8 protein-coding genes are annotated in these 12,722 nt (G+C 71.3%); 7 read left to right on the top strand and 1 reads right to left on the bottom strand.

The features are described 5' to 3' along the window. Positions 1 to 40: 40 nt before the first annotated feature. The 4 genes from ACZ6AQ_RS16920 to ACZ6AQ_RS16905 all read left to right on the top strand — a co-directional run bounded on the left by ACZ6AQ_RS16920 (position 41) and on the right by ACZ6AQ_RS16905 (position 7,301). Positions 41 to 1,870, top strand: coding sequence for an acyl-CoA dehydrogenase (locus ACZ6AQ_RS16920; protein WP_468760481.1), 1,830 nt, complete (start codon positions 41 to 43; stop codon positions 1,868 to 1,870). Positions 1,871 to 2,093: 223 nt separating this feature from the next. Continuing rightward, positions 2,094 to 3,401: a M18 family aminopeptidase gene (locus ACZ6AQ_RS16915; protein ID WP_468760480.1), complete on the top strand. Its 1,308-nt coding sequence runs from the start codon at positions 2,094 to 2,096 to the stop codon at positions 3,399 to 3,401. A gap of 146 nt (positions 3,402 to 3,547) precedes the next feature. Next, complete coding sequence (locus ACZ6AQ_RS16910) at positions 3,548 to 3,886, top strand: hypothetical protein (RefSeq protein ID WP_468760479.1); 339 nt, start codon at positions 3,548 to 3,550, stop codon at positions 3,884 to 3,886. A 1,087-nt stretch (positions 3,887 to 4,973) separates the two neighbouring features. After that, positions 4,974 to 7,301, top strand: a complete 2,328-nt coding sequence (locus ACZ6AQ_RS16905; RefSeq protein WP_468760478.1) for a hypothetical protein — start codon at positions 4,974 to 4,976, stop codon at positions 7,299 to 7,301. 78 nt (positions 7,302 to 7,379) lie between these two features. Here ACZ6AQ_RS16905 and ACZ6AQ_RS16900 read toward each other — a convergent pair whose 3' ends face one another. Continuing rightward, positions 7,380 to 9,173 carry an NHL domain-containing thioredoxin family protein gene (locus tag ACZ6AQ_RS16900; protein ID WP_468760477.1) on the bottom strand — a complete coding sequence of 598 codons (1,794 nt, stop codon included), beginning with the start codon at positions 9,171 to 9,173 and terminating at the stop codon, positions 7,380 to 7,382. 168 nt (positions 9,174 to 9,341) lie between these two features. Between ACZ6AQ_RS16900 and ACZ6AQ_RS16895 the strand changes: the two genes are divergently transcribed. From ACZ6AQ_RS16895 to ACZ6AQ_RS16885, 3 genes are read left to right on the top strand one after another with little or no spacing between them, the layout of a single operon-like run. Then, entirely contained in the window at positions 9,342 to 11,102 is a 1,761-nt protein-coding gene (locus tag ACZ6AQ_RS16895; RefSeq protein ID WP_468760476.1) for a DUF7507 domain-containing protein, read from the top strand. After that, entirely contained in the window at positions 11,099 to 11,851 is a 753-nt protein-coding gene (locus tag ACZ6AQ_RS16890) for a bestrophin-like domain (RefSeq protein WP_468760475.1), read from the top strand. The genes ACZ6AQ_RS16895 and ACZ6AQ_RS16890 overlap by 4 nt, the downstream gene beginning before the upstream one ends. 31 nt (positions 11,852 to 11,882) lie before the next feature. After that, positions 11,883 to 12,374, top strand: a complete 492-nt coding sequence (locus ACZ6AQ_RS16885; RefSeq protein ID WP_468760474.1) for an LURP-one-related/scramblase family protein — start codon at positions 11,883 to 11,885, stop codon at positions 12,372 to 12,374. The last annotated feature ends 348 nt before the right edge of the window (positions 12,375 to 12,722 follow it).

Below are 12,722 nucleotides of genomic sequence, written 5' to 3'. Positions count from 1 at the left end.
ACGAGGAACCTCCCTCCCCGAGCCTTACGGAGCCGTCGCCATGGGGCACTACAAGTCGAATCTCCGCGACATCGAGTTCAACCTCTTCGAGGTCCTCGGGCGCGACAAGGTGTACGGCACCGGTCCGTTCGAGGAGATGGACGTCGAGACCGCCAAGAGCATCCTCGACGAGATCCGCCGCCTCGCCGAGAACGAGCTCGCGGAGTCCTTCGCCGACGCCGACCGCAACCCGCCGGTCTTCGATCCGGAGACCAACACCGCGCCGGTCCCGGCCTCCTTCAAGAAGTCGTACGACGCCTTCATGGAGTCCGAGTACTGGCGTCTGGGCATCCCCGAGGAGATCGGCGGCACCGTCTCCCCGCGCTCCCTGATCTGGGCCTACGCGGAGCTGCTGCTCGGCTCGAACCCGGCCATCTGGATGTACTCCTCCGGCCCGGCCTTCGCCGGCATCCTCTACAACGAGGGCAACGAGGCGCAGAAGAAGGTCGCGCGGATCGCCGTCGAGAAGCGCTGGGGCTCCACCATGGTCCTCACCGAGCCCGACGCGGGCTCGGACGTCGGCGCCGGCCGCACCAAGGCGGTCCAGCAGGAGGACGGCTCCTGGCACATCGAGGGCGTCAAGCGCTTCATCACCTCCGGTGAGCACGACATGGAGGAGAACATCCTCCACTACGTCCTCGCCCGCCCCGAGGGCGCCGGCCCCGGCACCAAGGGCCTCTCCCTCTTCCTCGTCCCGAAGTACGAGTTCGACTGGGAGACCGGCGAGCTGGGCGCCCGCAACGGCGTCTACGCCACCAACGTCGAGCACAAGATGGGCCTCAAGGCGTCCAACACGTGCGAGATGACCTTCGGCGACAAGCACCCCGCCAAGGGCTGGCTGATCGGCGACAAGCACGACGGCATCCGCCAGATGTTCCTCATCATCGAGTTCGCCCGCATGATGGTCGGCACGAAGGCGATCTCCACCCTCTCCACGGGCTACCTCAACGCCCTGGAGTACGCCAAGGAGCGCGTCCAGGGCACCGACCTGGCCAACTTCATGGACAAGGCCGCGCCCAAGGTCACCATCACGCACCACCCCGACGTCCGCCGCTCGCTCATGACGCAGAAGGCGTACGCCGAGGGCATGCGCTCCCTCGTCCTCTACACGGCCTCCGTGCAGGACGAGATCGCGATCAAGGAAGCGGCCGGCGAGGACACCAAGGCGCTGCACGGCCTCAACGACCTGCTGCTCCCGATCGTGAAGGGCTACGGCTCCGAGAAGGGCTACGAGCAGCTCGCCCAGTCGCTCCAGACCTTCGGCGGCTCCGGCTTCCTGCAGGAGTACCCGGTCGAGCAGTACATCCGGGACGCCAAGATCGACACCCTCTACGAGGGCACCACGGCCATCCAGGGCCAGGACTTCTTCTTCCGCAAGATCGTCCGCGACCAGGGCGCCTCCCTGAACGCGCTCGCCGAGGAGATCAAGAAGTTCCTCGCGGTCGGCACCGGCGGCGAGGAGCTGGCCGGCGCCCGCGACGCGCTCGCCAAGGCCGCCGTGGACCTGGAGGGCATCGTCGGCGCGATGCTCACCGACCTCACCGCCACCGGCGAGGACGTCAGGAACATCTACAAGGTCGGCCTCAACACCACCCGCCTCCTGATGGCCTCCGGCGACGTGGTCGTCGGCTACCTGCTCCTCAAGGGCGCGGCCGTGGCCGCCGAGAAGCTGGCCGCCGGGGCCTCCGGCAAGGACGCCGCCTTCTACCGGGGCAAGATCGCGGCCGCGAAGTTCTTCGCCGCCAACGTCCTGCCCGGCGTCTCCACCGAGCGCGTGCTCGCCGAGGCCGTCGACGGCTCGCTGATGGACCTGGACGAGGCCGCGTTCTAGGACCCGCCCTCCGCGGCGACCGGAACACCCCCGCCCAGCACAGGAACGGCCCGTCCCCGGGGAGGGGGGCGGGCCGTTCCCGCCGTTCACGGGCGCGGCCGCCGGATCCCGGCCCCGCCCGGCCGCCCGGGGCCCGCCCCCGCGCCGCACGGCCGGTCCCGGGAGGGCCGGGCCGCGCCCGGGGGCCCGCCCCCGCGTTCCGGGCCCTGCGTAAGGTGAACCCATGAGCAGCGCAGCTTCCCGTACCACCGCCGGCCCCTTCGACCGCGGGCACACCGACGACCTGATGACCTTCCTGGCCGCCTCCCCCTCGCCGTACCACGCGGTGGCGAACGCCGCCGAACGGCTGGAGAAGGCCGGGTTCCGCCAGGTCGAGGAGACCGCGGCCTGGGACGCGACGAGCGGCGGGAAGTACGTGGTCCGCGGCGGCGCGATCATCGCCTGGTACGTGCCGGAGGGCGCCGCTCCCCACACCCCGTACCGGATCGTCGGCGCCCACACCGACTCGCCCAACCTGCGCGTGAAGCCGCGGCCCGACACGGGCTCCCAGGGCTGGCGGCAGGTCGCCGTCGAGATCTACGGCGGCACCCTCCTCAACACCTGGCTCGACCGCGACCTGGGCCTCGCCGGACGGCTCACCCTCCGCGACGGCGGCCACCGCCTCGTCAACGTCGACCGGCCGCTGCTGCGCGTCCCGCAGCTGGCCATCCACCTCGACCGGGGGGCCAACGACGGCCTCAAGCTGGACCGCCAGCGCCACATGCAGCCCGTCTGGGGCACCGGGGACGTCCACGAGGGCGACCTGATCTCCTTCGTCGCCGCAGAGGCCGGCGTCGACGCCGACGACGTCGCCGGCTGGGACCTGATGGTGCACGCCGTGGAGGCCCCCGCCTACCTGGGCCGCGACCGCGAACTCCTCGCCGGGCCGCGCATGGACAACCTGCTCTCCGTCCACGCCGCCACCGCCGCGCTCGCCTCCCTCGCGGGCCGCGACGACCTCCCGTACATCCCGGTCCTCGCCGCCTTCGACCACGAGGAGAACGGCTCCGAGTCCGACACCGGCGCGCAGGGCCCCCTCCTCGGCAACGTCCTGGAGCGCTCGGTCCACGCGCGGGGCGGCTCCTACGAGGACCGGGCGCGCGCCTTCGCGGGCACCGTCTGCCTCTCCTCCGACACCGGCCACGCCGTGCACCCCAACTACGCGGAGCGCCACGACCCGACGCACCACCCGCGCGTCAACGGCGGCCCGATCCTCAAGGTGAACGTCAACCAGCGCTACGCCACCGACGGCAGCGGCCGGGCCGTCTTCGCCGCCGCCTGCGAGAAGGCGGGCGTGCCCTGGCAGACCTTCGTCTCCCACAACGACATGCCCTGCGGCACCACGATCGGCCCGATCACGGCCGCCCGCCACGGCATCGGCACCGTGGACATCGGCGTCGCGATCCTCTCCATGCACAGCGCCCGCGAACTGTGCGGCGCGGAGGACCCGTACCTCCTCGCGAACGCGCTGGTGGCGTTCCTGGAGGGCTGAGGCCATCCGCGCTCAAGCCGAACTCTCCGCTCCTGGCCTGCACTTGGGTCAGGAGCGATACTCTTTTGGCGAGAAACCCCAGGTGGGAGGGGTGAAGAGCACTCCCTCTTCACAAACCGTCAAGTAACTCAGTAACTTACTAAGTTATGGACCTCACTATTATCAAGCACGCTGTCGAGTGCGACGACGGCGCCAAGCGTCTCAGCATGCGCTTCCTCAAGGAGCATGCGGCGGAGGGGCGTTCGCGACTGAGCAGGGAACTGTGCACTCAGATCAGCGCGGAGCTCAACAGGCTCGAGCTGACCACGATCCCCCGGACGCTTCCGACGTCCGAGAATGATTTCGTCTGGATTATCCAGAAAGGCAGCATTCTGGGTGAAATCACTGCTGTAGCCGCCGTGTTCGCCAATCTGGACAGACTGGACCAGAATCCCCTTCCCAAGCTTTTCGATAACTATCCGAACGCCAGAGATGCATTGATCTAGCTACGACAGTGGGCACACGCAGCAGACGGTTGGCTTATTTACATACAGCTTCCCCGGCTGGGTGATACGACCTCGCATGCCGCCCCACCAGGGTGCCAGGGGCTGGATGGCCCCTCTTGGGCTTCTCAAGTTTCAGCCAGGACTCGTTTCCTCATTGCCTCGGAGCTCGCGGAGGTGTCACTCTGGAAATACGACACCCCGTCAACTGGGCCCAGAAAATGCCAACTTGCATGTGCCCGGCGCCCCGTAGAGCCAGGAGGCGCCCGCCATGAGCCCGGACCCGCACGCTTCGCACGCGCTCCACCCCGACACGCTCGACTCTACCCAGGGACCCACCGGCAACGCGTCGCGACCTGCGTCGCCGCACTACGTCATGGAGTGGGGAATTGACAACCCGTTGCCTCCGGCGCGGGATGCCCCTTCCCCGTCCCTCCACATCCTGGGCTACTCGCGTTGGCGACGGAGAACCACTATGTCCGTCATTTCGCTCATGCCCGGCGAAGTCACTTCGTTCCTCGACCGGTTGAGGAGGGACCAGAAGGCGATGTGGCGGCCCCGCCCGGGCCGTTTTGGCGGCCCCCCGGCTAAGTTCTTCGAGACTCTCGCCTCTCTCACCTCCTCCAGGGCGACTGTCCTCCACACCGGGAAGGCACATGAGGAGCAGGCCTACCAGCGGGCCCTGGCGCTGATCCCCGAACGCCTCACCGACGGAGCTCCGGCACTTGTCCTGATGCGCAGAAGTGGTAGCGGCGATCCCGTCTGGTACCACCTCACCCCCGGCCACACGGTCCCCCTTCCGCCCTGTTCCCTCTTGCTCGCCGGGCTGCCGTACTCCGAGGCCGACGCGCTACTTCTCGACCTTGCACGTGACCACGCCTGGGCATGCCATCAGTACCGCAACCGTCCGGACACGACGAACGACCCCCGTCGGCCCTCGCCGCCGCCGGGTGCCGAGTCTCCGGAAGCGCTCTAACACCACAACGTCCCTTCGGAGGGTGGCTATCACAGCCTTGCCGCCCTCCGAAGGGCCTCCTGCTGTATCCGTGTACCCGTTCTCAACTGCCTCTCCACCAAGGAGCCCACCACCGTGCCCAATGGCCCGACCGCCGCTCTCACCATGGACGTCCCCTGGGGAGGAGAGATCGTCCAGGTCACCAACATCGCCCGCCAGCTCCCGCAGGAACCCACTGCGGAGCAGCGCAACGACGTCCTCACGGCCGCGCGAAGCAACATGGAGATCCACCTTCCGGAGCCCGCTTGGACCGCCATAGCGCACGCCACCCTCCATCCCGATGCCCTGGCCATCCAGCTCCGCCCCACCCCGAACAACCCCACCGGCGTCCTTATGGCCGAGACCGTCGAGGGTGCCACGCTCCGCTCGGCCGTCACCCGCGTCTTGACGAGTGAGCTCTTCCCCGGCATCCAGCCACGCACCGGCATGTCGATTACGGAGGTACCCGACCCCCAGGTCCAGGGGCTGGCCCACGAAGGCGAGCCGAGCGCCGTCGTCGAGTACCGCTACGAAAACTTCGACCACTTCCGGCAGCACGTGTGGCAGACCATCCACGCCACCCTGTCAATCAACACCTACGCCGAGTCCATCCTGACCCGGTCGGTGACCCGAAATCTGATCGTTCACCCGGTCTCGATCACGTTCGAGGACGGCACCGCCCCGATCGAGGTTCTCGTCGTACGGGACGGCATCACACGGCTCGCGAGCGCCTGGTCCGTGCTCGCCGGATCCGGCGAGGAACCGAGCACCGTGGCGAAGCTGGCCACGAACGCCCTCCTCGGGAACATCTCGGCCTCCTCAGCCCGGAAAAGCGGGTCTGACCTGCGGAAACAGTTGATCGAATCCAGAGCGGCATGGCGGTCGAACCTCAGAAAGGAATTCGACGAGGAGATCAAGAGAGAGGTGCCAGGACCGCGCGCGGCCCAGATCTTCCAGTCGTACGCCGTGCCGGCCCAGATCGCCGTCGGCATCGAGGGCCACGCGGGACGGCTGCTGTCTCCGGAAGATCTCTTCGACGACGCCATCCGCTCCGTACTCGCCTCGATCCACGTCGAGTTCAGGCAATGGGACACCGCCGCCCAGAATGTGGAGGTCATCACGCGCGCGCTCAAGCGCGTCATCCAGATCGGCGACCCGCGCTGGAGCACCTCCGACCTCCAGGACGTGTACGGCCTCGCCGTCGGTCGCATCCCCGTGGTAGACCTCCCCGACGTTTTCGGCAGCACCGGCCGCCCCCCGGGAACCGCACTCTGGCGTGCCGTCTACCTAGTCAGCGCGCTGACCAAGCCCGACCTGCTCGAAGCCCTCAAGGACCAGGCCAAGGCCATCAGGGGCGGCAAACGCATGAGCGTGAAGGCTTTCGGCGGGCTGCTCGGGCCGATGATCGACCTGCCGTGGCGCTCACGAAAGAGTCTGGTCACCAAGGTGGCGCGCAACGCGTGGAACAACGGCGGTGTGCTGACCGGCGATGTCATCGGCGACTGGGACCCCGTGCCCACCGACGACTTCACCACGCTGGTGGAGCCGGCCATGCGCGGGGACGTCGACGCCCGCTGCACCCTGGCCGTGGCCGGCGGCGTGGCGCTGATCGCGGACAAGCTGCTCACGCGGAACGTCGGCTCCTCGCTCGACGCACCGAAGGAAAAGGGCGGTGTCCCGTTCCGGGCCGACGCGAGCGCCATCATCGAAGGTCTGTCGCGTCAGGACAACGAGCTGGGCCTCTGGACCCTGGCGATGGCCGCCAACACCTTCCGGGCCGATGATCTGCCGCTGAATTCAGTCACCAGGCAGAGCCTCACCGGGAAGGACGCGTCCGAGTCCGCCGAGAAGCCCTACGCCTACTTCCAGGTCGATCTGGCCGCGCAGGACAAGATCGCGCATACCGCTGACGGTGTTCCTGTCCTGCTCTACGAGTGGGACGTCGTCGCCGCGTCCTACCCCGAACGGGTCAAGAAGCCCGTCACTCCCGTTCAGTACCCCGAGCCCGGCGAGCCCTCGTCATCAGCTGGCAAGGACGGCTCGTTCACCGGCCAGGGCGGGATCCTCGAGCAGGAAGGACAGTTGCCCGAGGGGGAATTCCCCGAGGGTGCGCTCCCCATATTCGGTGAACTCCCCGCACCGAGGGCGGACACCGCTCCGCTCCTGCCCAGCCAGCGTGCGGCCGAGCACCGCAAGAGCCTGCGCCTGCACGTATTGGGAGCCCGGGACTCCATGGACCGGCTCCTCGCCCTGGAGCCGGAGGTCGGCGAGCACACTCCGCTCGCACCGCTGAGCCTGCTCGACGAACTCCACAAATTGCTGCTGAGCATCCAGACCGACGCCGAGAACCTGCGCCGCAGGATCTCGGCCGACGACCTGGACGAAGACCCGTACGACGAGGAGGACGCGTACGCGGGAGGCTGACCCGATGCGGGTGCCTGGACGGGGCGGAGAGGGCCCCGTCCAGGAACGGGTGATCGGAGAGTCGCCCGGCGAGGTCCGTCAGGCGTCCATGCCCGCGAGGATCAGCGGGAGCCGGGAGGCGCCCGCCTCCGTGACCTTCACCGGGACGCCCCAGTCCTGCTGGTGGACGTGGCAGGCCGGGTACTCGTTGGCGGGGTCGTCGTCGCAGGACGCGGCCATCGCGGAGACGTGCAGGACGCCCTCGGTGACCTCCGGGTTCAGGTCGAGCTCGCGGAAGAGGTCCGTGCCCGTGCCCTCGCCGCCGAGCAGCAGCTCCGGCGGGGTCGAGGAGACCAGGAGCCGGGTCGAGGGGCCGTACCGCTCGTCCAGCTTCTGCCCGGTCGGCGCCCGGAAGACGACGTCGAGGCGGAGGCGGCCGGGTGCCACCTCGGTGGCCTCGCGCCGGGTGCGGTGGGCGACGGCCTCGACCCGGACGGCCTCCTCGGGCAGCCGCAGCCGGGTCAGCCGGTGCCGGGCGGACTCGACCACCACGATGTCGCCGTCCACCAGGACCGCGTCGCTCGGCTCGCGCAGGTCGGTGGCGAGGGTGGTGACCTCGCCGGTGGCGGGGTCGTAGCGGCGCAGGGCGTGGTTGTACGTGTCGCTGACGGCCACCGAGCCGTCGGGCAGGGCGGTCACGCCCAGCGGGTGCTGGAACAGCGCCTGGCCCGCGTCGCCGTCGCGGTGGCCGAAGTCGAAGAGGCCGGTGCCGACGGCGGTGCGGACGGTCCCGTCCGTGTCGATCCAGCGCAGGGCGCTGGTCTCGGAGTCCGCGATCCACAGCCGGTCCCCGGCGGCCGCGAGCCCGGAGGGCTGCGCGAACCACGCCTCGGCGGCGGGCCCGTCGACCAGGCCCTCGTTGGTCGTCCCGGCCGCGACCCCGACGGTCCCGGTCTCCGGGTCGTACGTCCACAGCTGGTGGACGCCGGCCATGGCGATCCACACCTTCCCCTGCCACCAGGCCACGTCCCACGGCGAGGACAGGTCGACCTCCAGGGCGGGCCCCGAGGTCGGGGACCCCTGCCACCACTGCTTGCCGGTGCCCGCGAGCAGTTCGATCGCGCCGCTCTCCGGGTCGTACGTGCGCAGGGAGTGGTGCACGGTGTCGGCGACGACGACCTTGCCGTCGGGGAGCAGCGTGAGCCCCTGCGGCTCGCGGAAGACGCCCTCTCCGACGCGGCGCACGACGGTCTCGCCGTCCGCCGCCAGCTCGACGAGCTGGTGCCGGGTGGTGTCGGAGACCAGGAAGTTCCCGGACGGGAGGGTGATGACCTTGCCCGGGAAGCGCAGGTCGGTGGCGACGGGCTCCGGCGCCACGTACGGGCCGTCGCCGCGCCGCAGCGTCCCCTTGGCCCCGTGCTCGGCCTCCAGCTCCTCGACCAGGTTCCGGATCGCGTTGGCGTGGCCCTCGCCGGCGTGCTGGGCGACGACGTACCCCTCGGGGTCGATCACGACGAGCGTCGGCCAGGCCCGCACGGCGTACTGCTTCCAGGTCGCCAGCTCCGGGTCGTCCAGTACGGGGTGGTGCACCTCGTACCGCTCGACGGCGTCCACCACCGCCCGGTGCTCGGCCTCGTGCACGAACTTCGGCGAGTGCACCCCGACGACCACCAGGGTGTCGCGGTGCTTCTCCTCCAGTTCGCGCAGCTCGTCGAGGACGTGCAGGCAGTTCACGCAGCAGAAGGTCCAGAAGTCGAGGAGGACGATCTTCCCCCGCAGGCCGGCGAGGGACAGGTCTTCCCCGCCCGTGTTCAGCCAGCCGCCCTTGCCGATCAGCTCGGGGGCGCGGACACGGGCGCGCCGGGGCGCGGGGGTGGGCTCGGGAGCGTTCATGGGTCAAGGGTGCCGTACGGGTGGAAAGTGGGGGCCGGGCGGGGTGAGGGGCGTGTCCGGGAACGGGTTCGGGGGCGGGGGCCCGTCAGCATGGCGGGCATGGCACAGCGTGCGGTCAGATCATCGGACTATTCCCGCTGTCGGGTGAGCGGCGGGTCCCTCGTTGCGGTGCCGCTCGTGCTGGTGCTGCTCGTCCTGCCGGAGATCGTCCCGTTCCTCTCCTCCGCCCCCTCCGCCTGGGCCGGCGGGGTCGGGGACGAGGCCCTGCGGCTGACCGTGACCGTGAACGGCCGCGCCGACAGCGGACGGCACCCCCCGGAGGTACGGGCCGGGGCGGAGGTCGTGAAGCGGTACCTGCTGGTGAACCGGGGCGAGGCGGACCTGTACCACGTACGGATCCTGGACCCCGGGGTCCCGGCCGGGGCCGCGCGGTGTCCGGACCGCCCCCTCCCGGCGCTCGGGGAGACGGAGTGCGTCGCCCGCTTCCCCGCCCTGCCCGGCGCCCACCGGGACACCGTGCGGGCCGAGGGCGACGTCCCCTCCCTGTCACGGCGCCTCACCACGACCGCCCCCTCCGGGTACACCGGGGTCGCCGGGGCCCTCCAGCTCACCGAACAGGTGGCGGTCGGCGCCCCGGAGCCGGGCGCGGCCACCGTGACGTACACCGTCACCAACACGGGGAACCTCCCCCTCCAGAACGTGCTGGTCGAGGACCCCGGCCTCGGCCTCGCGCCGGGCGCCCCGGACTGCGGGGGAGCGGGCGGGACCGTGTCCGTCCTCGCCCCGGACACCTCGGCCCTCTGCACGGCCACCGTACGGCTCCCCCCGGGGACCTACCGGAGCACGGGCCTCGCCACCGGGAGCGACCTGGCGACCACGTTCGGGGCGGGGGGCGAGCGGGTCTCGGCACCGGTGCTCACGGCGGGCGCCTCGGCCGACTTCGTGGTGGAGGAGAGCGGGCCGGCGGCGGGGACGGGGGCCGGGGGGAGTGCTCCGGGAGCGGCGGGGACGGGGGGCGGGGCGGGAGCCGGAGCGGGTACGGCTTCGGGTGCCGGGGCGGGCACGTCTTCGGGCGCGGCGACGAACCCCGGGACCCCGGGGGCTCCGGGCGCGGCCGGGACTCCGGGGGCGGCCGGGACGCCGGGTGCGGCCGGGACGCCGGGTGCGGCCGGGACGCCGGGTGCGGCCGGGACGCCGGGTGCGGCCGGGACTCCGGGGGCGGCCGGTATCCCCGGAGCCGCCGGGACCTCGGAGGCGGCCGGGCTGGAGCCGGGGGAGGTCGTGATCGGGGGCGGCGAGGCCGGGGCGGGGAACGGCGGGGCTCCGGGGGCCGCCGGAACCCCGGCGGCCAGGCCGTACCCGTTGGCACCGGGGGTTCTCACGGCGGAGGGACCCACCGGGCTCCTCGGCATTCCCGGGGTACTCCGGTCCGTCGGGGCCCCTGCGTCTCCAGAGGCCCCCGGGTCCCCCGAGGCGCCCGTGACCCCCGGGACGGAGGCCGGGACAGGGACGGAGGCCGGGACAGGAACCGGCGCGGGAGCCGGTGCCGGAGCGGGACCCGGTGCGGGAGCGGGAGCCGGTGCCGGACCCGGAGCGGGAGCCGGTGCCGGAGCCGGACCCGGTGCGGGCGTCGCCCCCGGAGCCGTCCCCCCGGGCGCCACGCCCCCCGGAGCCGTACCCCCGCGAGCCGTACCCCCCGGAGCCGCCGTGCCGCCCGCCCCCGTTCCCCCGGGGGTCCCCCCGGGCCGGGCCCCCGCCTCCGAGACCCCCGCGCTCCGCCGCGCCACCGGACTCGACGGCGAGGGGCTCCTCGGGCGGCTGCGGCGGCGGGGGCGGGAGGCGCGGGAGTTCGGGGTCGTCCTGATGCTGTTGCTGCTCCTGATCCCGGCGGCCGTCGCCGCCGCCCTGCTCGGAAACCGGAAGGGGTGACCGCCGTGCTCCTGACCTTCGTCGTCGTCCTCGGGGTCGCGCTCGTCGCCGCCCTCTCCGTCTTCGCCAAGACCAGGTTCTTCCCGGTCGGCGAGGACGAGGAGCCGCGCGAGGACGTGGCCGAGTACATCGCCATGATGGTGTCGGTCCTCTACGCCGTCGTCCTCGGCCTCTGCCTGGTCTCGGTCTGGGAGACCCGTTCCGCCGCCGCCGACCACGTCCAGGCCGAGGCCAGCGCCCTGCACCAGACGTACCTCCTCGCGGACTCCCTCCCCACCGCCCAGCGACAGCCGGTGCGCGACGCGGCCCGGGCGTACGCGCACCACGTCGTGGACGTCGAGTGGCCCGCGATGGCCGCCCGCGAACCGCTGGACTCCTCCGGCTGGACGCTGCTCGACCAGCTGCGGCGGGCGGGCGAGGTGACCCGCACCGAACGGGTGTCCGAGCAGATCGCGGCCCAGGAGGTGCTGGCCCAGATCGGTTACGTGGACGACGCGCGGCGCGGCCGGGAGGCGGCGGCGCAGGAGAGCCTCTCCCCCGTGCTGTGGACCGGACTGCTGCTCGGCGGCCTGCTGACGCTCGCGTTCATGTTCATCTTCGGGATCAAGAAGAGCACGACCCATGTGGTGATGGTGATGGGCCTGTCCGGGTTCATCGCCTTCACGGTGCTGCTGATCCATCAGCTCGACGCGCCCTACGGGGGGCTGCTGGGGGCGACCCCGGACGCGTTCACCCGGTACTTCGGGTGAGAAGCGGCGCGCGGCGGGCAGGCATGACGGGGTGAAATACCTCGTACGGGACAAGATCTTCGCGATCGGCGACGACTACTGGATCGAGGACGAGGAGGGCCGCCACGCCTTCCTCGTCGACGGCAAGGCCCTGCGGTTGCGCGACACCCTGGAGCTGAAGGACCCCGAGGGGCGGGTCCTGGTCACGCTCCGGCAGAAGCTGCTCGGCCTGCGGGACGCGATGACGATCGAGCGCGGCGGGGAGCCGCTGGCGACCGTCCGCCGCAAACGGCTCTCGCTGCTGCGCGACCACTACCGGGTGACGCTCGTCGAGGGCACCGCGCTGGACGTCAGCGGCCGGGTCCTGAACCGCGAGTTCGCCGTCGAGTACGAGGGCGAACTCCTGGCCCACGTCTCCCGGCAGTGGTTCCGCGTCCGCGACACGTACGCGGTGAACGTGGTCCGGGAGGACGCGGACGCCGCCCTCCTCGTCGCGGTGGCGGTATGCGTGATCCGGATGGCCGAGCGGGAACGGGAGGACTGACCCCCGGTCAGGACGCCTTTCCCGGGGCCTCCTCCCGCACCCGGCCCAGCGGGGTCCGTCCCGGAGACGTACGCGACCTCGACGCCCCGGCGGGCCGCGAGGTCGGCGAGGCCGGTGAGGCCGGTGAGGACCGCGTACGCGCCGCCGTACAGGCAGGTCCGGGCGACGCCCCGGACGCCGGGCGGCCCCTGCCCGTGGCGGTTCGCCGCGCGGGCTTCTCCCGGCTCACCGGGCCGTGGGCGGAAACCCCGTACTACTGATCTTTTCGTTAGTTCCGTGGGTGCGCTGGCCTCGTTGGTGGGATCCTGTTGCGGTGTCTTTCAAGCCTTCGCCTGTTGTTCCTCCTTT

This window comes from Streptomyces sp. NPDC041191, assembly GCF_055591945.1.
This window is presented reverse-complemented; position numbering and strand designations above follow the sequence as displayed.